Source organism: Streptomyces sp. NPDC096310 (genome assembly GCF_044763125.1).
Classification (GTDB): domain Bacteria; phylum Actinomycetota; class Actinomycetes; order Streptomycetales; family Streptomycetaceae; genus Streptomyces.
Genome location: NZ_JBIWFO010000023.1, coordinates 39,938 through 62,800, shown reverse-complemented (window position 1 = coordinate 62,800; position 22,863 = coordinate 39,938). Strand labels below are relative to the sequence as shown.

At 72.9% G+C, this 22,863-nt stretch carries 17 protein-coding genes and 2 pseudogenes; 11 read left to right on the top strand and 8 right to left on the bottom strand.

Going from position 1 to position 22,863, the window contains the following annotated elements:
• Nucleotides 1-1,550 (bottom strand): annotated as a pseudogene (locus tag ACIQ7D_RS30560) (hypothetical protein); the annotation flags it as partial.
• A gap of 367 nt (nucleotides 1,551-1,917) precedes the next feature.
• Between ACIQ7D_RS30560 and ACIQ7D_RS30555 the strand changes: the two are divergent.
• The 4 genes from ACIQ7D_RS30555 (at nucleotide 1,918) to ACIQ7D_RS30540 (ending at nucleotide 7,564) form a co-directional block, all read left to right on the top strand.
• The gene (locus tag ACIQ7D_RS30555) at nucleotides 1,918-3,456 is read left to right on the top strand and encodes a CehA/McbA family metallohydrolase (protein WP_403943106.1); all 1,539 of its coding nucleotides are present in this window, start codon (nucleotides 1,918-1,920) and stop codon (nucleotides 3,454-3,456) included.
• A gap of 238 nt (nucleotides 3,457-3,694) precedes the next feature.
• The gene (locus ACIQ7D_RS30550) at nucleotides 3,695-6,868 is read left to right on the top strand and encodes an AfsR/SARP family transcriptional regulator (RefSeq protein ID WP_403943104.1); all 3,174 of its coding nucleotides are present in this window, start codon (nucleotides 3,695-3,697) and stop codon (nucleotides 6,866-6,868) included.
• A gap of 229 nt (nucleotides 6,869-7,097) precedes the next feature.
• Nucleotides 7,098-7,250, top strand: a complete 153-nt coding sequence (locus tag ACIQ7D_RS30545) for a hypothetical protein (protein WP_403943102.1) — start codon at nucleotides 7,098-7,100, stop codon at nucleotides 7,248-7,250.
• Nucleotides 7,251-7,396: 146 nt separating this feature from the next.
• Nucleotides 7,397-7,564: a hypothetical protein gene (locus ACIQ7D_RS30540; protein WP_403943100.1), complete on the top strand. Its 168-nt coding sequence runs from the start codon at nucleotides 7,397-7,399 to the stop codon at nucleotides 7,562-7,564.
• Between the two features lie 84 nt (nucleotides 7,565-7,648).
• On the opposite strand, the gene ACIQ7D_RS30535 is transcribed toward ACIQ7D_RS30540, so the two are convergent.
• Nucleotides 7,649-8,218, bottom strand: a complete 570-nt coding sequence (locus ACIQ7D_RS30535) for a hypothetical protein (protein WP_403943098.1) — start codon at nucleotides 8,216-8,218, stop codon at nucleotides 7,649-7,651.
• Nucleotides 8,219-8,411: 193 nt separating this feature from the next.
• Here ACIQ7D_RS30535 and ACIQ7D_RS30530 point away from each other — a divergent pair, with 193 nt between their 5' ends.
• Nucleotides 8,412-9,089: a hypothetical protein gene (locus ACIQ7D_RS30530; RefSeq protein ID WP_403943096.1), complete on the top strand. Its 678-nt coding sequence runs from the start codon at nucleotides 8,412-8,414 to the stop codon at nucleotides 9,087-9,089.
• Nucleotides 9,090-9,101: 12 nt separating this feature from the next.
• Here ACIQ7D_RS30530 and ACIQ7D_RS30525 read toward each other — a convergent pair whose 3' ends face one another.
• Both ACIQ7D_RS30525 and ACIQ7D_RS30520 read right to left on the bottom strand, forming a co-directional pair.
• The gene (locus ACIQ7D_RS30525; RefSeq protein ID WP_403943094.1) at nucleotides 9,102-11,579 is read right to left on the bottom strand and encodes a PQQ-binding-like beta-propeller repeat protein; all 2,478 of its coding nucleotides are present in this window, start codon (nucleotides 11,577-11,579) and stop codon (nucleotides 9,102-9,104) included.
• A 355-nt stretch (nucleotides 11,580-11,934) separates the two neighbouring features.
• A pseudogene (locus tag ACIQ7D_RS30520) lies at nucleotides 11,935-12,756 on the bottom strand (VOC family protein); the annotation flags it as partial.
• Nucleotides 12,757-13,056: 300 nt separating this feature from the next.
• Here ACIQ7D_RS30520 and ACIQ7D_RS30515 point away from each other — a divergent pair.
• The 3 genes from ACIQ7D_RS30515 (at nucleotide 13,057) to ACIQ7D_RS30505 (ending at nucleotide 15,924) form a co-directional block, all read left to right on the top strand.
• Nucleotides 13,057-13,704 carry a TetR family transcriptional regulator gene (locus tag ACIQ7D_RS30515; protein ID WP_403943091.1) on the top strand — a complete coding sequence of 216 codons (648 nt, stop codon included), beginning with the start codon at nucleotides 13,057-13,059 and terminating at the stop codon, nucleotides 13,702-13,704.
• A gap of 194 nt (nucleotides 13,705-13,898) precedes the next feature.
• Entirely contained in the window at nucleotides 13,899-14,588 is a 690-nt protein-coding gene (locus ACIQ7D_RS30510; RefSeq protein ID WP_403943089.1) for a pyridoxal 5'-phosphate synthase, read from the top strand.
• 109 nt (nucleotides 14,589-14,697) lie between these two features.
• Nucleotides 14,698-15,924 carry a flavin-containing monooxygenase gene (locus tag ACIQ7D_RS30505; protein WP_403943087.1) on the top strand — a complete coding sequence of 409 codons (1,227 nt, stop codon included), beginning with the start codon at nucleotides 14,698-14,700 and terminating at the stop codon, nucleotides 15,922-15,924.
• On the opposite strand, the gene ACIQ7D_RS30500 is transcribed toward ACIQ7D_RS30505, so the two are convergent.
• Nucleotides 15,899-17,164, bottom strand: coding sequence for an MFS transporter (locus ACIQ7D_RS30500; RefSeq protein ID WP_403943215.1), 1,266 nt, complete (start codon nucleotides 17,162-17,164; stop codon nucleotides 15,899-15,901). The genes ACIQ7D_RS30505 and ACIQ7D_RS30500 overlap by 26 nt on opposite strands.
• A gap of 161 nt (nucleotides 17,165-17,325) precedes the next feature.
• Between ACIQ7D_RS30500 and ACIQ7D_RS30495 the strand changes: the two genes are divergently transcribed.
• Nucleotides 17,326-18,336 carry a GlxA family transcriptional regulator gene (locus ACIQ7D_RS30495; RefSeq protein WP_403943085.1) on the top strand — a complete coding sequence of 337 codons (1,011 nt, stop codon included), beginning with the start codon at nucleotides 17,326-17,328 and terminating at the stop codon, nucleotides 18,334-18,336.
• 18 nt (nucleotides 18,337-18,354) lie between these two features.
• On the opposite strand, the gene ACIQ7D_RS30490 is transcribed toward ACIQ7D_RS30495, so the two are convergent.
• The 3 genes from ACIQ7D_RS30490 to ACIQ7D_RS30480 all read right to left on the bottom strand — a co-directional run bounded on the left by ACIQ7D_RS30490 (nucleotide 18,355) and on the right by ACIQ7D_RS30480 (nucleotide 20,719).
• Nucleotides 18,355-18,984, bottom strand: coding sequence for an ATP-binding protein (locus ACIQ7D_RS30490; RefSeq protein WP_403943082.1), 630 nt, complete (start codon nucleotides 18,982-18,984; stop codon nucleotides 18,355-18,357).
• Nucleotides 18,985-19,506: 522 nt separating this feature from the next.
• Nucleotides 19,507-20,037, bottom strand: coding sequence for an EF-hand domain-containing protein (locus ACIQ7D_RS30485; protein WP_403943080.1), 531 nt, complete (start codon nucleotides 20,035-20,037; stop codon nucleotides 19,507-19,509).
• 307 nt (nucleotides 20,038-20,344) lie between these two features.
• Nucleotides 20,345-20,719 (bottom strand): STAS domain-containing protein, encoded by a 375-nt coding sequence (locus ACIQ7D_RS30480; protein ID WP_384922116.1) that lies wholly within the window; start codon nucleotides 20,717-20,719, stop codon nucleotides 20,345-20,347.
• Nucleotides 20,720-20,963: 244 nt separating this feature from the next.
• Here ACIQ7D_RS30480 and ACIQ7D_RS30475 point away from each other — a divergent pair, with 244 nt between their 5' ends.
• Nucleotides 20,964-21,545 carry a sigma-70 family RNA polymerase sigma factor gene (locus tag ACIQ7D_RS30475; RefSeq protein WP_403943078.1) on the top strand — a complete coding sequence of 194 codons (582 nt, stop codon included), beginning with the start codon at nucleotides 20,964-20,966 and terminating at the stop codon, nucleotides 21,543-21,545.
• Nucleotides 21,542-22,825: a maleylpyruvate isomerase N-terminal domain-containing protein gene (locus ACIQ7D_RS30470; protein ID WP_403943075.1), complete on the top strand. Its 1,284-nt coding sequence runs from the start codon at nucleotides 21,542-21,544 to the stop codon at nucleotides 22,823-22,825. Before ACIQ7D_RS30475 ends, ACIQ7D_RS30470 begins: the two co-directional genes overlap by 4 nt.
• The last annotated feature ends 38 nt before the right edge of the window (nucleotides 22,826-22,863 follow it).

The following is a 22,863-nucleotide window of genomic DNA, read 5'->3' as shown; positions in this document are numbered from 1 at the left end:
GAACCACCGCTCGCACCACCACTGGACCCACCCGAACTGGAACCACCGGAACTCGAACCACCGCTCGCACCACCACTGGACCCACCCGAACTGGAACCACCGGAACTCGAACCACCGCTCGCACCACCACTGGACCCACCCGAACTGGACCCGCCATTCGCGCCACCACTGGAACCACCCGAACTCGAACCACCGCTCGCCCCGCCGGTCGCGCCGCCCGAATCGGAGCCGCCGGTGGCACCACCGGAGTTCGATCCCCCGTTGGCGCCGCCGCTGTCCCCGCCGTTCGCACCGCCGTTGTTCGAGCCGCCGTTCGCACCGCCGTTGGCGCCCCCGCTCGCACCGCCGTTGTTCGAGCCGCCGTTCGCACCGCCGGAGTTCGCACCACCGTCGGCGCCACCGCTGTTCCCACCGGACGTACCACCGGACGTGCCGCCGACCGCACCGCCGACGGCGCCCCCGCTGTCGTCGTCACCGCCGGTGCTTCCGCCGTTGTTCCCGCCGCTGTCGCCTCCCGTCGAGCCGCCGGACGAAGGGCCACCGCTGTTCGTGCCCCCGACCGCACCGCCGGTCGAGCCCCCCGACCCCGAACCGCCGGAGCCGCTGCCTCCCGAACCGGTGCCCCCGGAGCTGGCTCCCCCTGAATCGCCGCCGGAATCACCACCGTCCGCACCGCCGTTGGCGCCGCCGTTCGCGCCCCCGGATCCGGTGGCACCCCCGTTGTCGCCGCCGCCGTTGGCCGTACCGCCGGTGGTCGTCCCACCGTTGTCCTCGCCGCCCGTCGAGCCACCCGTGGCGCCCCCACTCGCGCCCCCACTCGCGCCACCGCTGGTTCCGCCGGTCGAACCGCCCGTCGAACCCCCGCCGGTTCCGCCCGTCGTTCCGCCCGACGCCTCGCACGACTCACCCGCGAGGTTGCAGACCGCCTCCTGGAGTCCGCCGGTCAGGCGGCTCGAAATGCCCCCGGTGACGATCGCCAGGATGATCGCCGAGACGACCGCGATCATCCCCAGGTACTCCACGGTCGTCTGGGCCCGGTCGCCCCGCCGGAAGAAGACGCGCGAGACGGAGAAGCGGGAGAACAGCTCCCGGGGGGTCTTCGCCGGGAGCGGTACCCCGAGCCACGTGCGGCTCCCGGGCCGGGTCAGGAACGCCAGGATCGCCAGCGGCAGCACCAGTTGGCTGAGGCCCCGCACCGAACCGGTCGCGATGTTGAACAGCCCGCCGCAGACCAGCCACACCTGTACGGCGACCAGGCCGCCCCAGATCCGGTTGGCGCCCTCGCGGAGACGCCAGGTGAGCACCCAGGCCAGCACCCCGGGCGCCGCCGCGTACAGTGCGAGGCCGAAGAGCGTGGGGGTCATCAGGCCCGTGGACACCGCCTCGGCGACCAGCCCCAGCCCGCCCACGACCGTGAGCCCGAAGAGCACGTGCAGCAGCACGCGCGCGGCGCGGAGAGGGGGCGGCAGTGCGCGCTTCCCCTGATCGCGGGTGAACCGCGCGGAGATTCCGCTGTGCGACTGGAGACCGAGCCCGGACAAGTGACTCACCCAACTTTTATGTAAGTGAATTGACTTGCACTCACGTTCGGTTCGCGTCGGACCTGACGGCCCTTCAGTTGCCCCGGCACGTCGCGCTGTTCGCTCCCCCGGCTTGCGAGTCCCCCGGAGCACGACGAAGGCTATGTCCCGCCCGGACCCAGCGACAGGGCCCGTGGGCCCATGCGCGGGCCTAACCGAACCGGGGCCATCCGTCCGCTGTCTTCCCGCCATCCACCGCCCGCATGACCTTGCGCCCCGGTTCACCCCGGGCTACGAGAGTGGCGGTACATCTCGCCCCTCTCGACCTCATCGCCCCCTCGCGCTCCTCTCGATCTTCTCGACCTCCTCGCCCCCTCTCGCCCTTGGAGCAGCCGGTATGAGCCAGTCCCCCGGTCGACGCGGTCTCCTGGTGACGGGAGCCGCCACCGCGCTTACGTTGAGTACCGTGAGCTTCGCGAACGCCGCTTCCGCCGCCTCCCCCGATCCCTCCGCCACAGGCCCGGGCGCCGGTGACACCCGGACCAGAACCGTCCGTGGCACCCTGCCGCCCGGCTCCCCCGACTTCGTCCATCTCCCCGTCGAGGTACCGCGCGGCGTCCACGAGATCCATGTCGCCTACTCGTACGAGCGACCCGCCGTCCCGGCCGGCACCCAGGGCAACGCCCTCGACATCGGCCTCTTCGACGAGCGCGGTACGGAGCTGGGCGGCAAGGGCTTCCGGGGCTGGTCCGGCGGGGCCCGTACCGAGTTCTTCGTACGCGCCGACGCGGCCACCCCCGGCTACATCCCGGGCCCGGTCCGCGCCGGCACCTGGCACCTCGCGCTCGGCCCGTACACCGTGGCGCCGCAGGGACTGCCGTACGAGATCACCATCACCCTCACCTACGGCGCCCCCGGCACCACCCCGCCCCCCGTGCACCCGCCCCAGCGGGCCAAGGGGCGCGGCCGGGCCTGGTACCGGGGCGACTGCCACATCCACTCCGTGCACTCCGACGGGCGGCGCACCCCCGCCGAGATCGCCGCGCTCGCCCGCGCGGCCGGGCTCGACTTCATCAACTCCAGTGAGCACAACACGTACTCCGGGCACCGCGCCTGGGAGGGGCTGTGGGGCGACGACCTGCTGATCCTCACCGGGGAGGAGGTCACCACCCGCAACGGCCATGTGCTCGCGCTCGGTACGGACCCCGGCACGTTCATCGACTGGCGCTACCGTGCCCGCGACAACCGCTTCGGGCGCTTCGCCCGCGAGATCTCCCGCGCGGGCGGCCTCGTCGTCCCCGCCCATCCGCACGGCACCTGCATCGGCTGCAACTGGAAGTTCGGCTTCGCGGACGCCGACGCGGTGGAGGTCTGGAACGGCGCCTTCACGCCGGACGACGAGATCTCCCTCGCCGAGTGGGACAACTCGCTGGTGGCGTCGGTACGTTCCGGTGGTACGGGGCGCAAGTGGACCCCCGCCATGGGGAACAGCGACGCCCACCGCGACCCGGACCCGATCGGCACCCCGCAGACCGTCGTCCTCGCCGACGATCTCTCCCGCGACGCCGTTCTCGCCGGGATCCGCGCGGGCCACAGCTATGTCGCCGAGTCCGCGGCGGTCTCGCTGGCCTTCGGCGCTGCGGGCGGCCGGGGGCTCCACGCGGGCATCGGCGACCGGCTGCGCGTCGCCCCGGACGCCCCGGTGACCGTACGCCTGGAGGTGACCGGCGCCCCGGGCTGTGCCGCGTACTTCGTCACCGACCAGGGGCCGTTGTACAGCTCGGCGCTGCCGGAGTCGGGCTCGGGCACGGTGGAGTGGCGTACGACCGCCTCGTACGCCGCCTACGTACGCGCGGAGGTACGGCACGCCCCGAAGGTGACCGGACTGCCGGGGGCCCTGGCGGCGTTCACGAACCCGGTGTTCCTCGGGGAGTAGGCCGGTGGATGCCCTCCCGCCTGTTTCGGACGGGTCGGCGGAGGGGGAAGGGGTAGAGAGACGAGGAGGGAGGCGGTCGGGACCACTCCGCCCCCTCGTTCGCCCCGTAGCGCTTGGGCCACATACGGTCCTGAACCTGTCGAGGGCTTGTGCAGAGCCATACTCGCTGCTGACGCACAGCCCCCCGACAAGGCAGACTGTGCGGGGCGATACCGGTGAGCGGCGGGCAGGGGGAGCTATGGGCCTCGACGGCGGGCCACGTGTACCGGAGCAGTGGACTCCGGCCGCGCCGAGCGACAGGGACAGGACCAGCGCGACCAAGGGCACCGCCAACGGCGCCTCCCACAGCGCCCGCAACGGCGCCGGGGCGATCAACAGCAAGATGATCGAGGACAAGGTGCTCAGCGGCAAGGCCGACAGCACCGTGCCCGGCACCCTCAACGCATCCGCCCACCTGCGCTTCAGCGTGCTCGGCCCCGTACGCGCCTGGCGCGGTGGCGAAGCGCTGCCCCCCGGGTCGCCGCAGCAGCGCGCCCTGCTCGCCTCGCTCCTCCTGCGCGAGGGCCGTACCGCCACCGCCGCCGAACTCATCGACGGGCTCTGGGGCGACGAACCGCCCTCGCAGGCCCTGGCCGCCGTCCGTACGTACGCCTCCCGCCTGCGCAAGGTCCTCGCCCCTGGCGTGCTGGTCAGCGAGTCCGGCGGCTACGCGCTGCGGACCGATCCCGACGCCCTCGACCTCAATGTGGCGCAGGAGCTGGCCGCCCACGCGGACAAGGCGCGCGCCGCCGGCGACCGGGGCCAGGCGCGTTCCCTCATCAGCAAGTCGCTGAACCTGTGGGACGGCGAGACGCTGGCCTCCGTGCCGGGACCGTACGCCGAGACGCAGCGCACCCGGCTGGAGGAGTGGCGCCTCCAGCTCACCGAGGACCTGCTCGACCTCGATCTGGAGGTCGGCGCCCACACGGAGGCCGTCTCCGAGCTGACCGCCCTGACCGCCGCGCATCCGCTGCGCGAACGGCTGCGCGAGCTGCTGATGGTGGCGCTCTACCGGAGCGGCCGGCAGGCGGAGGCGCTCGCCGTGTACGCGGACACGCGCCGGCTGCTCGCCGACGAGCTGGGCGTGGACCCCCGGCCCGAACTCGCCGACCTCCAGCGCCGCATCCTCCAGGCGGACGAGGACCTGGCGCGCCCGCCGGAGGAGCCGGAGCCGGTGCACTCCCTGCCGCGCCCCGCCCAACTCCCCGCGACCGTACCGGACTTCACGGGCCGCGACGCCTTCGTACGGGAGCTGGGCAACCGGCTGGCCACCGCCGAGGGTTCCGTCATGGCGGTGTCCGCGCTCGCCGGGATCGGCGGCGTCGGCAAGACCACACTCGCGGTGCATGTCGCGCACGCGGCGCGTACGCACTTCCCCGACGGCCAGTTGTACGTGGACCTCCAGGGCGCCGGGACACGGGTCGCGGAGCCGGAGGCCGTACTGGGCTCGTTCCTGCGGGCGCTCGGCACCCCTGACTCCGAGATCCCCGACTCGCTCGCCGAGCGCTCCGCGCTCTACCGCTCGGCGCTCGACGGCCGGCGCGTCCTGGTCCTGCTGGACAACGCCCGGGACTCCGCGCAGATCCGGCCGCTGCTGCCCGGTACGACCGGATGCGCGGCGCTGATCACCAGCCGGGCCCGGCTGGTGGACCTGGTCGGCGCGCACCTCGTGGACCTCGATGTGATGTCGCCGGAGGAGGCGCTCCAGCTCTTCACCCGCATCGTCGGTCCCGAGCGGGTCGCGGCGGAGCGCGAGGCGGCGCTCGACGTGGTCGCCGCGTGCGGCTTCCTCCCCCTGGCCATCCGGATCGCGGCCTCCCGCCTCGCGTCCCGCCGCACCTGGACGGTCTCGGTCCTCGCGGCGAAGCTCGCCGACGAGCGGCGCAGGCTGGACGAGTTGCAGGCGGGCGATCTCGCGGTCGCCGCCACCTTCGAACTGGGTTACGGCGCGCTGGACGACGCGCAGGCGCGGGCGTTCCGGCTGCTCGGTCTGGCCGACGGCCCCGACATCTCGCTGGCGGGCGCCGCCGCGCTGCTCGACCTGGACCAGCGGGAGGCGGAGGACCTGCTGGAGTCGCTGGTCGACACGTCCCTGCTGGAGTCGGCCGCACCGGGCCGCTACCGCTACCACGATCTCGTACGGCTCTACGCGCGTGCCTGCGCCGAGCGCGACGAACAGGGCCCCACCGAGCGGCGGTCCGCGCTCTCGCGGCTGCTGGACTTCTACCTGACGACATCGGCGCGGGTGTACGCGCTGGAGCGCCCCGGCGACCGGCTGGTCGACCATCTGGAACCGGCGTCGTACGCGGGCCTGTCGTTCACCGACCGGCACCACGCGCAGGACTGGCTGTACGCGGAGGCCAACTGCCTGCTGGCGTGCGTACGCCAGTCGGCCGACGGCTCCCGAACCGGAACGGGCGCCGGATCAGGCGCGGGCACAGACGCGGACACAGGCACCGGCACCGGGCCGCGCACGGGCACGCTGCGCCGGGCGGTGGACCTGCTCTGGGCGTCGCTGGACCTCGGCGAGTCGGGCGCCAACGCCAAGGAGTACGAGGCCACGGCGCGGACCGTACTGGACGCGGCACGCGCCCTCGGCGACGACCGGGCCGAGGGCCGGGCGCTGATCGCCCTGAGCAACGTGCACCTGGTCACGGGCCGGTTCGACCAGGCCGACGAGGAGACCCGGCAGGCCATGACGCCGGCGGAGCGCACGGGCGACGCACTGACCGTCTGCTGGGTGAGCAACCTCCGGGGCGCCATCGCCATCTACCAGAACCGGAACGAGGACGCCGAGGTCCATCTGAGGCGTGCTATCGAGGACTTCCGGGCCGGCGGCAACGCGCCCGGCGAGGCGTCCGCGCTCTGCAATCTCTCCCGTGCGCATCTCTCGATGGGGCGTACGGCCAGCGCGGTCGCCCTGGCCAAGGAGGGCATCCGTATCTACGAGCGGATGGGCAACGCCCTGCGCGCCGCGAACGCCCGCTACGCGCTCGCCCTCGCCCTCACCAAGAGCGGCCATCTCTCCGACGCGGCCCAGCAGCTCTCGGACGCCCTGGAGACCTTCCGGGACAGCCGGCAGCGGCTTTGGGAGGGGATGACGCTCTTCCGTCTCGCCGAGGTCGATCTGGCGGGCAGGCGCCCCGCACCGGCCGCGTCCAACGCGGAGATGGCGCTGATCGTGCTGCGCGGTATCGGCGGGGAGTGGCGGCGCGCCCAGGTGCTGACCGCGCTCGGCCGGGCCCTGAACGGCATAGGACAGACGGGGCGCGCCCAGGTCTGCTGGCAGGAGGCGCTGGGCATCTTCGAGGAACTGGATTCTCCCGAGGCGACAGAGGTGCACACCCTCATCACCTCCTCCGCGGCCGCGTAACCGCCGCGTCAGCGCCTGCGCGTTCCGGGCTGGCCTGCGCGTTCATCAATCGTTTAGCGGTACACGGCATTGTCGTCCACGTCGAATCCGTTGCGTCGGGGGGCAGACGGATCGATGTGAGGCCGAACCCCTAGGGTGGGCGGCCTTGAGACGCCCGTCCGGCTATTCGGGGGAACGGCCGGACGGGCCTCATGCCCCACCAGATCGCTCTACACGAGGGAGTTCAGCCATGAGCGAGAAGAAGACCGAGCAGATCGTCAAGCCGCAGGGCGACACGCACGTCACCGGCGAGCCGGACACCACGCCGAAGCCGCTGGACACGCATGTCACCGGCGGAGACCTCACCACGCAGGACACGCACGTCACGAGCGAGCCTGCCTGATCAAGCCTCTTCGACGGGGGTATCGGCCGCGGCGGCGCGGAGGGGGAGCCGCCGCGGCCCTGGCGTGTCAGGGGCCGGAACCCCTGATACCACTTACCGATGCGCCGTCGACGGTTGCGGCAGTGCCTACCGGAAAGAATTTCGACATGACACGTGAAATAACCCTTGCCAAGAGAATCCTGGTCACGGCCGCTCTGATCGTCGCCGCGGGAGCGGCAGCGGCGTCGCCGGCCCTCGCCGGTGACCACCACGTCACCGACCATCCCCAGGACCAGCATGTCACCGTCGAAACCCAGGACGTCCACGTCACCTGATCCGCGGCCGACCGACGCACCACGACCGACGCGGAGAGGGCCGAGCATCGCGCTCGGCCCTCTCCGCCGTTCATTTCCTGCGGGTCAGGTGTCGAGCGCCGTGCTCACCGTGCACTTCTTCACGCGTGCCACCTGGCGCGGGCTGTCCATGGCCACCTTGACCGTCGTCGTCTCGCCGCTCTCCAGGTCGATCTCCGTCTCACCGGAGTCGACGACCCGGCCGGTGGCGTCCGCGAACGTCACGTCGATGTCGTAGCGGTCGGTCACCCCGGCCCCGGTCTCCACCCGCACGGTCGCGTACGTGACGGCCTTGCGCTTGCCCTTCCCCTTCTGGACGCAGGTGACGATCCGCGCCTCGACGCCGCCCGTGGTCGCCGTGGCGACGGACGTCGGGGTCGGGTCGTCGTAGGTGCCGCCGGACGAGCCGTGCTCGTCGTCGTAGTCGTCCTGGGAGTTGTAGCGCGAGCCGGAGTCGTACCCCGACGACCCGTTGCTCTTCTTCGAGTTCGAGCAGCCGCCGCCGCTGCTGCTGCCACCGCTGCTGCTCGACTTCCCCTTGCCGCTTCCCCCCTTGCCTGACTTGGCCGACGAGAACCCCGTCAGTGCCAGTACCACCACGACCAGTACGGCCGCGAACTTCAGACGTCGACGCATCAAAGCCGAGTCACTCCCCCGTTGGACACGTATCACTCCTCAGCACCGCCGAGAAGCCCATGAACCTGTCAAAGTGCGCGCGACACCTTAGCAGCGGGTACGGACAGCCGCAGGCGCCGCATGGCGCGGGCCAGGCACCCGGCGTAGCGTCGGCATCTGGAGCAGGGTTCCGCACAGCCAAGGAGGCCGGGCGATGGTCCGCAACATCTTCGGTTCGATCCTCGCTCTCGCCGGGGCCGCCGCGGCTGTCTTCGGGCCGTTCCGTGCCTGGTACGACGGGAGGATCGGGCGCGACTACCGCGTCGCGGACCTCTTCGACGGCGTCACCGGGAACGGGGCCGGGATCTTCACCTCGCTCCTGCTGCCCTTCGCCTTCGCCGCCCTGGTCACCCTGGTCGGGGTGGTGACGCGCTCACGTCCGCTGGTGGCGCTGGCCGGGGTGATCGTCCTCGGCTTCACCGTGCTGTGGATGGTGCGTCAGGGACAGGCCGCGGGCTCCCTCACCATCAGCGGAAACGGCTCAGGGCTGGGCGTCGGCGTCGCGTACACGGCGGGCGGCGGGGTGGCGCTGCTGCTGGCCTCGGTCCTGATGTCCGGCCGCGGACGCGCCAGGCGCCGGGACCGCGAACAGCCGTACGAGCCCCAGCCGTACGAGCCGCAGCCGTACGACCCCCGGCAGTACGAACCGCAGGCCTACGGGCAGCAGGAGTACGGGCAGCCGCAGGGATACGGGCCCCAGGGGTACGGGCCCCAGGGCCAGGACCCGCGCGACGGCGATACGCAGTCCCTGCCCGTCACCGGCCGGTGGTACGAGGAGAACGGCGCCCCCGACACCGGCCGCACCGCCCGTCCCGACGACCCGTACCGCTGACGCCCCGTACCGCTAGGGCCGCGAACCGCGGCCCGTCGCCGTGCCCTTGACCGCGTCCAGCGCGTACACGCAGCGGTCCTTGCTGCACGCGTACACCACGCCGCGCCGCGCCACCGGCGACCCGGTGATCTCGCCGCCCGTCGCCAGCTTCCAGCGGAGCTGGCCGCCGCTCGCGTCCAGCGTGTAGAGCGCGTGGTCGGCCGAGCCGAAGTGCAGCCGCCCGTCGGCGACGACCGGGGCGCCGATGACCTCGCCGCCCGCCGCGAAACGCCACTTGGGCGTGCCGGTGACCGCGTCCAGGGTGTACAGCGCGCTGCCGCTGCCGACATGGACGTTGCCGTCGGCGACCAGGGCCGGTTCGATCGACTGGCGGGACTCCGTGGCGATGCGCCAGCGGTCCTTGCCGGTGGCCGCGTCGAGCGCGTACACCGTGCCCAGGTAGTCGGCGAGGTAGACACCGCCGCCCGTGACGGCCGGGCCCGGTGCGAAGGCGGGCGGGGAGAGGAAGACGGCGGGCGCCTCGAAGTGCCAGCGGACATGGCCGGTGACCAGGTCGACGCAGAGCACCCGGGTGCCCGCCGACACGTACAGATGGCCGTCGGAGGCGGGGGTGACCCGTACCGGTACGCCGCCGCAGGAGGCCGCGTCTCCGATGGGGTACGACCACAGCTCGGTGCCCGAGCGCGCGTCCAGCGCCTGGAGCCGGGCGTCCTTCCACACGAAGACCGTGCCGTCGTGGATCGTGGGGCCCGACTCCGGGGTCTCGAAGTCCGTCTGGGCGCCCGCGATCTCCCACAGCCGCTCGCCGTTGGACGCCTCCCACGCCTGGACGCCGCCGCCGCGCGTGCCGGTGACGACCGTGCCGCGGTCGACCTTGAGGGAGTACACCCATGAGGTGGTCTGGAGCCGCCAGCGCTCCGCGCCGGTCGTGCTGTCGAGCGCGTAGAGCGTCGGCCCGTCCGAGGCGTGGATACGGCCGCCGGACACCGCCATCGCCCAGGCCACGTCCCGGGTCTTGAACTGGCGGCGCCCGCTGCCCACGTCGAGCGCGTGCACCTCGAAGGACGTGACGTAGAGCAGGTCCCCGTCGACGACCGGTGTCCCCCAGACGTCGTTGGACATCCGGAACCGCCAGGGCCGCCAGCGCTGCGCCTCGGCCGCCGCGTCGGGCGGCTGGGTGGGCGCGGGCAGCGGCGGTACGGGCGGGTGCGGCGCGGCGCCGTGCGAGAGGTCCGCTCCGTTCAGCCCGGCGGGCGGGCGGATCCAGCCGGTGGCGGGGCCGGCGTCCGCGACGCCGTGCGCGTCCCCGACGCGCGGCCCCGGGCCGATCGGGACGGGCGCGCCCGGGAGCTGGACCGGGCTGGCCGGGGGCGCGGCGGCGGCCATCGCGGCGGGCCGGGCGGCGGGGTGTCCGCCGTGACGGGCGCCCTGGCCGCCCGCGTGCACGCCGGCGGGTCCGCCGCCGCCGCTTCCCGGGCCGCCGCCGTCGGGGCGCCACGCGGCGTCCCAGTCGGGCGCCTGCGCGGGCCGCGGCGGCTGGTGCGGGGGCTGCGGCGGTACGGCCGGGGCCGCGGGGCGCGCGGTGGCGGTGACCCGGCCTCCGTTACGGCGGCGCTCGATCATCGCGGTGGCGGAGTCCGGCAGCCAGGCCGACGCCGTACCGCTGTCGTCACCGCCCGAGGCGAAGAGATGGGGTGCGAGCTGCGCCTGGAGGTCGGCGGGCGAGGGCCGCAGCCCGGCGTCCAACTGCATGCAGGACTCGATGAGGGGTCTCAGCTCGTCCGGCAGTCCGGCCAGGTCCGGGCCCTCGCGCAGCAGCATGAAGACCGTCTCTACCGGGTTGGCCCCGTGGAAGGGGGCGTGGCCGGTGGCGGCGAAGACCAGGGTGGAGCCGAGGGAGAAGATGTCGCTGGCGCCGGTGACGCTGCGCGAGTCACGGGCCTGTTCCGGCGACATGTAGGCGGGGGTGCCGACCGCGACGTTCGTCATGGTCAGCCGGGTGTTGGAGGCGCCGGAGGCGATTCCGAAGTCGATGACGCGGGGGCCGTCCTCGACCACCAGCACGTTCGACGGTTTCAGGTCGCGGTGGACGAGGCCGGCCCCGTGGATCGACTGAAGGGCCTCCGCGATCCCGGCGGCGAGCCAGCGCACCGCCTGGGCCGGCATCGGACCGCACTCGTTCACTATTTCCTCCAGCGAGGGAGCGGGCACGTACGCCGTGGCCAGCCAGGGCACCGCGGCCCGCGGGTCGGCGTCCACGACGGCGGCCGTGTAGAAGCCGCTGACGGCGCGGGCGGCCTCCACCTCACGGGTGAACCGGACCCGGAAGAGCTGGTCCTCGGCCAGTTCCGTACGCACGGTCTTGATCGCCACGCGGCGGCCGGACGCCGAACGGGCGAGATAGACCAGCCCCATGCCGCCGGCCCCGAGCCGCCCCAGCACCTCGAAAGGGCCGATACGCCTCGGGTCGTGCTGCGTCAGCTGCTCCACTTGCCTGCCACCTCCCCGTTCGGGCCACAAAGGTACGGCCCCGTGCCCCCTGATTCTTCCTGCCGGAGGCGGCGGTTGCGAACCCGGGGGCGGATCGGGGTGTCTCGTCCCGATCCGGACACCTGTGTGTCCCGTATGCCCGCCCACCGGGGATTCTCCCCCGTTGTGCGGGCCGAAGTCCCGCCGTCCGCTTCTCGCCGGTCCGTTTCCAGCCCCGCCACCGTTTTCTGCCCGGCTCGGACTCCGATACGGATTCCGGGGCCGATTCCGTCAGAGGCGGCTCCGGCGCTTTCCGGTCCGGCGCCCGCTCCGAGTCTTCCGCTTCTTCCGCCCCCGGCGTGACCTTTCCGCTCCCCGGCGCGTCTCCGCTCTCCTCCAGGACCGCGAAGGACGCGCCCTGGTCGTCCACGAGGACGGCCATCCGGCCGGACGCGATACGGAAGGGCGGCGCCGTGATCCGGCCGCCCAGCCGGACCGCCGTGCCCGCGGCCCGGTCGCAGTCGGCCACGGCGAAGTAGCTCAGGAAGTGGCCCGGCAGCTCGGCCGGGAAGGCGTCCGTGATCACGCTGCGCCCGCCGATGGCGCCCGCCGCACCCGGGGCCGCGCCCGCCGGGGACCACATCCGGAAGTCGACGGCGGAGTCCCCGCCGGGAACGTCCGTGCCCCGGAAGCCGAAGACGCCCTCGTAGAAGGGGTCCACCCGCTCCTTGTCCCTGGTGTAGACCTCGGTCCAGCAGAAGGAGCCCGGCAGGCCCTTCTTCTCGAACCCCGCGTCGTCACCCGCCTGCCAGAGTCCGAAGACGGCGCCGGCCGGGTCCGCCGCCTGGGCCAGGACGCCGGACCGCCCCACCGCCACCGGCTCCCGGACCATCCGGCCGCCCGCCGCGACGATCCGCCTGCTGAGCGCGACGGCGTCGGCGGTGGCGAAGTAGACGCCCCAGGCGGTGGGCATCCTGCCGTCCCGCTTGGCGGCCAGCCCCGCGACCCGCTTCCCGTCGCTGAACGCCGTCGCGTACTTCCCGTACCCCCCGTACTCCCCGCCGGCCTTCCCGTACTCCCCGCCGGCGCCCCGGCCGAAGGTCCAGCCGAACAGCTCCCCGTAGAAGCGCTTGCCCGCCTCCAGGTCGGGGAGCGACACGTCCACCCAGCACGGCGTGGACTCCGCGAATGCGGCCATGGACCGGATCCTTCCCTGTGCACCACTGCGTACGGCACCGGCGTGTGGCGCCCGTCACAGCAAAGCTCATGCGGGTTGGCCGGAAACGCAAGCCGAAGAAATCGAACAATTGGTTCATTGTCCCAGGGTGAAGCCGTCACCACCCCGAGTTATCCACCGATGTTGTCCACAGGCTGTTGATAACACTAATCCGGTGGATCGCCCGTGTCGCAGGCCCCGCGCCCCCGTGCGGGAGATGGCCGGTTCCCCATTTGCAGTCGGCCAAATCGCGCTCGGATCACCCCTCGGTAAGCTGACGACATGACAGGACAAGTGCGCACCGTCGACGGCCGCGTGGCTGGTCGACGCGGACAGGCGACGCGGCAGAAGCTGCTCGACTGCCTCGGCGAGATGCTCAGATCCTCGCCGTACCGGGACGTCAAAGTCATCGACGTCGCCCGTAAAGCGGGCACTTCACCCGCGACCTTCTACCAGTACTTCCCGGACGTCGAGGGCGCCGTCCTCGAAATCGCCGAGGAAATGGCCAAGGAGGGCACCGGGTTGACCGGTCTGGTCTCCGGCCGCTCCTGGGTCGGCAAGGCCGGGTGGCAGACGTCGGAAGAGCTTGTCGAGGGGTTCCTCGATTTCTGGCGCAAACACGACGCGATCCTCCGTGTGGTCGACCTCGGCGCGGCCGAGGGCGACAAGCGGTTCAACAAGATCCGTCTCAAGATCCTCAACTCGGTGACCAGTTCCCTGACGGAGTCGGTGACGGAGCTCCAGTCCAAGGGACGCGTCGACAAGGACGTCAGCCCGGCGGCGGTGGCCGGTTCGCTGGTGGTCATGCTCGCCTCGGTGGCCTCGCACCAGAAGGGCTTCCAGAGCTGGGGCGTGAAGCAGACCGAACTCAAGCCGAACCTGGCCCTGTTGGTCCATCTCGGCATGACCGGCAAGAAGCCCACGAAGTAACGCGCCGAAACGATCCGGCGCACTGGCCGGCGGGCACGGTACGGGCGTGCCCTCTCTCCGTCCTGTCACGCCGACAGGGGTCCGCGACCGGCCCCCTGTCGGCGTTCCCGTACCAGGACACGCGCGGGAACCACCCGACCCGCTCCGAAGACCGGACCGGGGACCGGGACGGGACCGGGGATTGAATGGACCGCATGGACGACCACGGCGCGACCCGCACCCCCCAGGAAGACTTCCGCGCCCTGCTGCGCGCCCAGCGCGTCTGGGACACGGGCGGCGCCCCGCTGCCCGCCTTCGACCCGGCCACGGCGCCCGGGGACCCGCTGACGCTGTTCCACCGGTGGTTCGCGCAGGCGGTGGCCGCGCACCAGCCCGAGCCGCACACGATGACGCTCGCGACCACCGACGAGCGGGGCCGTCCGGACGTACGGACGCTGATGCTGCACGACGCGGACGAGCGGGGCTGGCACTTCGCCTCGCACGCCACCAGCCGCAAGGGCCGCCAGCTCGCCGCCCGCCCCGAGGCCGCCCTCGGCTTCTACTGGCCCGCGCAGGCCAGGGCCGTACGCCTCAGAGGCCCGGTGCGGACCACGCCCCCGGCGGACGCCGCCGCCGATCTCCACGCCCGCTCGACGGGCGCCCTGGCCGCCGCCCTGGTGGGCCGGCAGAGCGACGTCCTCGGCTCCCCCGAGGAGCTGGCGGAGGCCAGCCGCACGGCCTGGGAGCGGGCCCGCCGCGACCCGGTCGCCGAGGCGCCCACCTGGACGGCGTACATCCTCGTCCCGGACGAGGTGGAGTTCTTCCAGGGCGAGGAGCGGCGCCGTCACGTACGGCTGCGCTACCGGCGGGACGGCGCGTGGGTACGGGAGCTGCTGTGGCCGTGAACCGGTGCTCCCGCCGCCCGGCACCGCCGCGCCGGGCGTGACCGATTCGCAACCGGTTTCCTCCTTGACCGGACCCCAACACGTGTCCGGGGCCTTACGCTCAGCTTTCATGTGTGCCGATTTCGACCTCACCGACGACCGTCCCGTGTACGTCATCGGAGGGGGCCCGGGCGGGCTCGCTGCCGCCGCCGCCCTGCGTCAACAGGGGGTACGGGCCGTCGTACTGGAGAAGTCGGGCGCCGTCGGGGCGTCCTGGCGCGGCCACTACGAACGGCTGCGGCTGCACACCACGCGCGCCCGCTCCGGACTGCCGGGGCTCAAGATGCCGCGCTCCTTCGGGCGTTGGCCGGCCCGCGCCGATGTGGTGCGCTACCTGGAGAAGTACGCGGTCCACCACGGCCTGGAGATCGTCACCGGAGTGGAGGTCACCCGCATCGACCGCACCCCCGACTCCACCGGCTGGCTGCTGCGCGCCACGGGCGGCCGGGAGCTGACCGGAAGCGCGGTCGTCGTGGCCACCGGCTTCAACCACACGCCCCGGCTGCCCTCCTGGCCGGGCCTGGCGGCGTACGAGGAGGCGGGCGGGACGGTGCTGCACGCCGCCGCGTACCGCGACCCCGCGCCGTACGCCGGGAAGGACGTCCTGGTCGTCGGCGTCGGCAACACGGGCGCGGAGATAGCCGTCGACCTCGCCGAGGGCGGCGCGGCTCGGGTACGCCTCGCCATCAGGACCGTCCCCCACATCCTGCGCCGCTCCACGCTCGGCTGGCCCTCGCAGATGACCGGGATCCTGGTCCGCAGGCTGCCGACCCGGCTGGTCGACGCGGGAGCCGCGCTCCTGTGCCGGATCGCGCTCCCCGACCTGTCCGCGAAGGGGCTGCCGCGCCCGGACACGGGGCTCTACACACGGGCCCGCCAGGGCGCGATCCCCGTGCAGGACGTGGGGCTGATCAAGGCGGTACGAAGAGGGAGAGTCGAGCCGGTGGCGGCGGTGGACTCCTTCGAGGGGAACGAGGCCGTCCTGGCGGACGGCTCGCGCGTCACCCCCGAGGCCGTCATCGCCGCCACCGGCTACCACCGCGCGCTGGAGGGCCTGGTGGGCCATCTGGGCGTCCTGGACGCCCGGGGGCGCCCCGTGACCCGCGGCCGCAGGACCCCGAAGCAGGCGCCCGGCCTGTACTTCACCGGCTTCACCAACCCCATCAGCGGCAACTTCCGCGAGATGGCGCTCGACGCGCACCGCATCGCGAAGGCGGTCGCCCGCCGGACCCGCGGCAGGACCCGCGCGGGCGGGCCCCGGGCGACGGCCGCTACGCCACCGCCGGCCGGCGTCTGATCACCAGCGCCATCAGCGCCGCCACCGCGCACAGGGCGCCCGAGGCGTACCAGATCACGTCGTACGAACCGAAGACGTCTCGCGCCACACCGCCCGCGAAGGCCACGGCCGCCGCGCCGACCTGGTGCGAGGCGAGGACCCAGCCGAAGACGATCGCACTGTCCTCGCCGTAGTGCTCACGGCACAGGGCGAGCGTCGGGGGGACCGTGGCGACCCAGTCCAGACCGTAGAACACGATGAAGAAGACCATCGGCGGGTGGACGGTCGGCGCCAGCAGCATCGGCAGGAAGAGCAGCGAGACACCGCGCAGCGCGTAGTAGACGGCGAGCAGACGGCGCGCCTCGTAGCGGTCGGTGAACCAGCCGGAGGCGATGGTGCCGACGACGTCGAAGACACCGATCACCGCGAGCAGCGAGGCGGCGGCCGTGATGGGCATGCCGTGGTCGTGCGCCGCCGGTACGAAGTGGGTCTTGACCAGGCCGTTGGTCGAGGCGCCGCAGATCGCGAACGTACCGGCGAGCAGCCAGAACGGCCCCGTGCGCACCGCCGAGGCGAGCACGGTCAGCGCCCGCCGGGCCGCGCCCCGTACGGGTGCGGGTTTCGGGGTGAACTCCGGGGCCCCGTAGGAGGAGAGGCCCACGTCCGCCGGGTGGTCGCGCAGCAGCAGCCAGACGAACGGGACGACCGCGAGTGCGGTCAGCGAGACCGTGACGGCGGCCGGGCGCCAGCCGTGGGACTCGACCAGCCAGGACAGCAGCGGCAGGAAGACCAACTGCCCGGAGGCGCCCGCGGCCGTCAGCACGCCGGTCACCAGACCGCGCCGGGCCACAAACCAGCGGTTCGTCACCGTGGCGGCGAAGGCCAGCGCCATCGAACCGCTGCCCAGACCGACCAGAACGCCCCAGTACATCACCAGTTGCCAGGCCGCGGTCATCCAGACCGTGAGCACCGCGCCGACCGAGATCAGGGTCAGCGCGACGGCGACGACCCGCCGGATCCCGAAGCGGTCCATCAGCGCGGCGGCGAACGGCGCGGTCAGCCCGTACAGCGCCAGGTTGACGGAGACGGCGAAGCCGATCGTCCCCCGCGACCAGGCGAACTCCGTGTGCAGGGGCTCGATCAGCAGACCGGGGAGCGAGGCGAAGGCGGCGGCACCGATGATCGTCACGAAGGTGACGGCGGCGACGAACCACGCCCGGTGGATCCGCCCGGGCGCGCGCGGGGCGTGCGGGGCGTCCAGGGGCGGGAGGCCCTTCGGAAGATCCTTCGAGAGGCCCTTCGAGAGGCCCCTGGGAGGGTCCTTCGGGGAGAGATCCGTTGGCTGTGTCACGTCAGCCAGCATCGGGCGCCGGTCCCGGTCGTACGAGTGGCCCGGAGGACACCCTTCGCTAGGATCGGGCCATGGCCCGCCGACCGCACCGCCCGCCGCACCGCGCCGACCGCCCCCACCGGGTCGTCGTGCTCACCCTCCCCGGGGTGATCCCCTTCGAGCTGGGCATCCCGCAGCGGATCTTCGGCCGCGCCCGCGGCGCCGCGAAGGAGCGGCTCTACGAGGTGGTGACCTGTACGGCCGGGGCGCCGGGGCCCGTCCCCACCGACGCGGACTTCGCGATCCTGGTGGAGCACGGCTCCGAGGCGCTGGCCACCGCCGACACCGTCGTCGTACCGGCCTCGCACGAACTCGGTCCCGTCTACGAGAAGGGTGTTCTCACCGAGGAGCTGGCCGCCGCCCTCGCCCGTATCCGGCCCGGCGCCCGGCTGGTGTCGATCTGCACCGGCGGCTTCGTCCTGGCCGCCGCCGGTCTTCTCGACGGGCGTCCCGCCACCACCCACTGGGCCTCCGCCGCCCGCTTCCAGCGGCTGTTCCCGCGTGTCGCGGTCGACCCCGACGTGCTCTTCATCGACGACGGCGATCTGCTCACCTCGGCCGGGGTCGCCGCCGGGATCGACCTGTGTCTGCACATCGTGCGCCGGGACCACGGCGCGGCGGTCGCCAACGACGTCGCGCGCCGTACGGTCGTCCCGCCGCACCGGGACGGCGGCCAGGCGCAGTACATCCGGCGTCCCGTCCCCGAGCCGCGTGCGGCGACCACCACCGCGGCGCGGGCCTGGGCCCTGACGCGCCTCCACGAGCCCATCCAGCTACGGGACATGGCCGAGCGGGAGTCCATGTCCGTACGGACGTTCACCCGCCGGTTCCGCGAGGAGGCGGGGGTCAGTCCCGGGCAGTGGCTGCTGCGGCAGCGGATCGAACGGGCCCGTCAGTTGCTGGAGTCGACGGACCTGTCGGTCGACCAGGTGGCGCGGGACGCCGGGTTCGGTACGGCGCAGTCGATGCGGCAGCATCTCCAGGCGGCGCTGGGCGTCCCGCCGACGGTGTACCGGCGTACGTTCCGGGCGGGCGCGCCCTGAGCGCGCCCCGGGCACGCGTCAGGCGGGGCGCGGGATGCCGTACGACGGCTTGCGCGGCGTGGAGCCGTACCCCGTCGTCGTGCCGTAGCCACCGGAGCCGTTCGCGGAAGCGGCGCCGTTCGCGGAAGCGGCACCGGCGCCTGCCTTGGATCCGGCCCCGGGCGCGCTCACCGGCACGCTCGCCGCGCCGGTGGTGCGCGCCGTCGCGCCCGGGGGCTCGTCGGGGCCGTCCGCCGCGCACCCCGGCGCGCCCCGGTCGACCTCGCACCAGATCCGCTTGCCCGCGCCCTCCGGCTGCCATCCCCAGCGGTCGGCGAGGCCGTCGACCAGTTCCAGGCCGCGGCCGTTGGTGTCCTCGCCCGCCGCATGGCGCGGGCGCGGCGGGCAGGCGCTGATGTCGGCGACCTCCACCCGTACGGTGCCCGCCTCCGCCGCGCCCGATCCGAAGAGCATCCGCAGCACGGCCGGACAGCCGGTGTGCACCACGGCGTTCGTGACCAGCTCGGAGATGAGCAGGATCAGCGTCTCCGCGACCGGCTCGTCATCCCCCAAGCCCGAACCGACGAGCCTGGATCTGGCCCATCTGCGCGCCCGCCCCACCTCCGCGGGGTCGGGCCCGATCTCCAACTGAACCTGAAGCACCTGCACCGCTCACACCATCCGAACCGGCGGACACATCGCCTCGCGCCTCGACAGGGTCCTCGACGAGATCACCCAACGTGATTCCCTTACGGGACAGCATGGTTGACGTACAGTCACCGCAACAAGCGCTTCGGGCATATTCCAGCGCGAAGGAGTAGGCGTGGTGCATACTGTGCGACGCACGTTGCGGGGAGTCGAACACCGGCGCGCACGGCGCACACGCGGCGCCCGAGCGGCGCACACGCGCGATGCGGGAGCCGCCGTACCGGCGGCACCGCGCCCTTCGCGCCTCGCTACCTCTCGCACCCAAGGGAGCGTACCGGAGCCCGGCGGTGACTCCGGCGTGTGACGGCGAACCGTAAGGACACAACCCGGTATCGACCGCGCCGGTCGCCCCCTCACCACGCACGGTGACGCATCAGAGGGCTGAGGCCAACGCTTTCCGTATGGTCGGAACCGGACACGGATCGGCCCAGGACCGGTTCGTTCCGGTCCTGGGCCGGTCAACTCCCTTGGTGTCCGGTCCGGTCAGGGCTCCGGCGTCACGTAGTACTCGGCGAAACCCTTCAGGATCTCCGACTCGCCGATCCTGCCGTCGCCGTCCGCGTCCAGCTCGCCGGCCGCCCGCGCCGCCACATCCGGTTCGACCCCCAGCACCCGCAGCGCGCGTTCGGCCGCAGCCGGGGTCACCGAGCGGCCGGTGCCGGGCGCCGCGCCGTCGTCACCCGCGACCGCGATCGCGGCGCTCAGGAACGGCCGGGCGATCTCCGCGAACCGCTCCGGGTTGTCACGCAGCCGCTTCACCGCGCCCGTGACGAACTCCTGGCGGCTGACCCGCTGATCGCCGTCCACGTCCGCGATCCCGGCCATCCCCTGCCAGAACGCCTCGGCCCCGCTGTAGAGCGCCTGGCCTCTGTCGGAACGGGCAGTCGTACCGAACTCGGCGAGCAGCGCCGCCGCGGCCCCGCTGAAGTCCTCCCGGTCGATGTAACCGCTGCCGTCCTGGTCGAATGCGGCGAACCTGGAGGCGATCTTGCCCTCGTATTCTGCGCTGTCCATGCCGGGAGCGTACGACGACGGAGGACCGCCGTGTGTTCGCTTACCCGGAAGGCCTACGGGGAAAGCGCAGATGAAGCAGGCGCGAAGGGGGCGCGAAGCGGCGCCGGGCCGCTCGGGTCTTTCGTTTGGGTCTGGCTGGATCAGGGAGCGCCCGCCGCGTCAGCGGCTGATGTGGCCCGTTGGTGCCGTGGATCGCAAGGCGGAGGAGGGAGGCGACGCGTGAGCGTCGGCGCCCCCGTATCCGCCGTCAACGCCGCGAGGCGCGGCACCAGGGCACGCGAGCCCAGCAAGATCCAAACGAGAGGCCCTACGCCGACAGCGGCTGCGCCTGGGTGTCGACGGCGCTGGGCACATCGGGGAAGACGTCGAAGAGACGGCGTACGCCGAGCGCCGCGAGGACGCGGTTGACGTGCGAGCCCTCCTCCGAACCCCGTGCGGGCAGGATGAGACGGAGGTTGCCGCGACAGGAGTGGAGCAGTCGGCGGGAGGCGATCAGTACGCCGACACCGCTGGAGTCGCAGAAGAAGACGTGCGAGAGATCGAGCACGAGTTCCCGCTGTCCCTCGGCCACCGCGTCGTGGACCCGCTGGCGGACCTCCGGCGATGTCACGAGATCCAGCTCGCCGGTGATGTGCAGGACGGTCCACGCGCCCTGCTCGGACTCGTTCACCTTGAGCGTCACGCGTTTGATGCCCTTCTCCTCGACGGATGGGACGATCCGGAAGTATTGCTTCCTGATCGCCCCTGCCCTTTTACCCGGGGGCGAAACGTCGCGGATCGGCCTACGGGGATGTGCTGGTCGGCGTACGGGGCGCACTTACCTCAAAGGGGCGTGCGCTGTCGGTGGTGCCCATTACATTCGACGAGACGTCGGGGGGTCGGCTTCGGCATCATGAGAGGGCCGGAAGAACAGGGCTGGGGGTCGGATGGCGAAGAACTCACCGCCCCGCTGGGACCGCAGGATGCAACAGCGGCTCGCGCGGGGCGAAGCGGCCGCGCTCGGTGAGCTGTACGACCGGTACGCGTCCCTGGTGCACGGCCTCGCCCACCGGGTACTGGACGACGACGCCTCGGCGGACCGCGTCACCCGCGATGTCTTCGGCCACCTCTGGGAGAACCCGGACACCTACGACCCCCGGCAGGGCTCCCTGCGCTCCTGGGTGGCGAATGTCACACAGGATCTCGCCGTGCGGCGGCTCCGCGAGACGGAGCGCCGGGCGTTCGAGGCGAGCGGCGAGGGCACCACGGAGGAGATGGAGCAGAAGATACGCCGGGCCTCGGCGGCGGCCCGCGCGGACTACATCGTCAGGTCGATGCCGAAGCCCCTGCTCAGCGCGTTGGAGCTGGCGTACTTCCAGCGCCGGGACTGCCGTCAGACGGCGGAGGACCTGGGCGTCACGGAGGACGAGGCGCGGCGCCGGCTGCGGCTGGGCCTGCAACTGCTCTCCACGGCCAACAGCCGGTCCGGGGACGGTCTCCCGCCGCCGGACCACGGGCGCTCCCGGTGACGGGCCCGCTGGACGGCGGCTCCCGCGACGACCGCGACCCGGGCGAACCGACGCCCTACCTCCGGATACCCGGCCCGAGAGCGGCGGGCGACGACCTGGACCCGCCGGAAGCGGAAGCGGGACCCGAGGCGGAGGCGGAGGGCGTACGGGAGTCCGAGCGGGCACCCGCGCCCGGCATACCCCGGCTCAGCCACAAGGTCCTGAAGTCGCTCCTCGGCGCCTGGGCGCTCTCCGCCTGCTCGGCCGCCGAGACCGGGCTGGTCGAGGACCATCTCACCGAGTGCGCGCCCTGCGCGGAGGAGGCGCTGCGGCTGCGCGACGCCGTCGGACTGCTGCACGCCGAGGGGAATCTGGACCTCGACCCGCTGCTGCGCTCCCGGGTGCTGGAGGACTGCCTCGGCCGGCGCCCCGCCCGCGTCCCGGTGCCCGGCTGGGCCGCTCCGTACGACGCGGAGACCGCCCGGCTCGACGCGCTGCTCCGCGACATCGGCACCCAGGACTGGCACGCGCCCGTACGGCTCCAGTGGTTCCAGCACGAGCGGGCGGCCTTCCGCAGGACGACGGTTGCCGGGGTCATGGGCCATCTCATGACCGTGGACGGCGTGGTCGCGGCGGCCCTCGGGCTGGACGACCCGCTGGGCGACAGCGCTCCGGCCGACCCCACCGACCGTACGGAGGCCTTCTGGCGCGCGGCGACTCCGCCGCCCACCCGGGCGCTCCACGAGCCCTGGCGGGAGCTGAACCACACCCTGATCCGTACGGTCTCCTTCGCCGGCCGGGGCGTGGCCGAACTCTCCGTCACGTACGGGGAGTTCGCCCTTCCGCTGCGTGACGCCCTGCTGGAGCGGGCCTTCGAGTGCTGGATCCACGGCACGGACATCGCGGAGGCGGTGACCTACCCGTACAAGCCGCCGAGCGGGCCCCATCTCCACGCGATGATCGACCTGGGCGCGCGGCTGCTGCCCGGCGCCCTCGCGCTGCGCCGCCGGGCGGGGCTGGCGGGCCCGGCACGGCAGCTCGTGGCGGCGGGTTCGCCCGGCCGGTCGCTGCGTCTGCTGGTGGAGGGCGTCGGCGGTGGCGACTGGTACATCCCGCTGGACTCCCCGGCGGCGGTCGGCTGTCCGGAGCTGTCCGTGGGCGAGGTCGCGCTGGACGCCGTCGAGTTCTGCCAGGTGGTGGCCGGGCGGGTGTCGCCGGAGGACGCGGCGGCGGGTCAGGACAGCGACCGCGAGGCGATCAGGGACGTGCTGTTCGCGGCGGCGGCGATGAGCAGGCTCTGAGCCGGCCCCTCCGAAGAGCCGGCCCTCCGAAGAGCCGG

What these genes read in the sequence shown, in the direction of transcription:
- ACIQ7D_RS30550 (WP_403943104.1), top strand. Translation starts at nt 3,695, where the DNA reads ATGGGCCTCGACGGCGGGCCACGTGTACCGGAGCAGTGGACTCCGGCC.
- ACIQ7D_RS30495 (WP_403943085.1), top strand. Translation starts at nt 17,326, where the DNA reads ATGGCCCGCCGACCGCACCGCCCGCCGCACCGCGCCGACCGCCCCCAC.
- ACIQ7D_RS30530 (WP_403943096.1), top strand. Translation starts at nt 8,412, where the DNA reads ATGGTCCGCAACATCTTCGGTTCGATCCTCGCTCTCGCCGGGGCCGCC.
- ACIQ7D_RS30515 (WP_403943091.1), top strand. Translation starts at nt 13,057, where the DNA reads ATGACAGGACAAGTGCGCACCGTCGACGGCCGCGTGGCTGGTCGACGC.
- ACIQ7D_RS30510 (WP_403943089.1), top strand. Translation starts at nt 13,899, where the DNA reads ATGGACGACCACGGCGCGACCCGCACCCCCCAGGAAGACTTCCGCGCC.
- ACIQ7D_RS30485 (WP_403943080.1), bottom strand. Translation starts at nt 20,037, where the DNA reads ATGGACAGCGCAGAATACGAGGGCAAGATCGCCTCCAGGTTCGCCGCA.
- ACIQ7D_RS30505 (WP_403943087.1), top strand. Translation starts at nt 14,698, where the DNA reads ATGTGTGCCGATTTCGACCTCACCGACGACCGTCCCGTGTACGTCATC.
- ACIQ7D_RS30535 (WP_403943098.1), bottom strand. Translation starts at nt 8,218, where the DNA reads ATGCGTCGACGTCTGAAGTTCGCGGCCGTACTGGTCGTGGTGGTACTG.
- ACIQ7D_RS30475 (WP_403943078.1), top strand. Translation starts at nt 20,964, where the DNA reads ATGGCGAAGAACTCACCGCCCCGCTGGGACCGCAGGATGCAACAGCGG.
- ACIQ7D_RS30555 (WP_403943106.1), top strand. Translation starts at nt 1,918, where the DNA reads ATGAGCCAGTCCCCCGGTCGACGCGGTCTCCTGGTGACGGGAGCCGCC.
- ACIQ7D_RS30540 (WP_403943100.1), top strand. Translation starts at nt 7,397, where the DNA reads ATGACACGTGAAATAACCCTTGCCAAGAGAATCCTGGTCACGGCCGCT.
- ACIQ7D_RS30545 (WP_403943102.1), top strand. Translation starts at nt 7,098, where the DNA reads ATGAGCGAGAAGAAGACCGAGCAGATCGTCAAGCCGCAGGGCGACACG.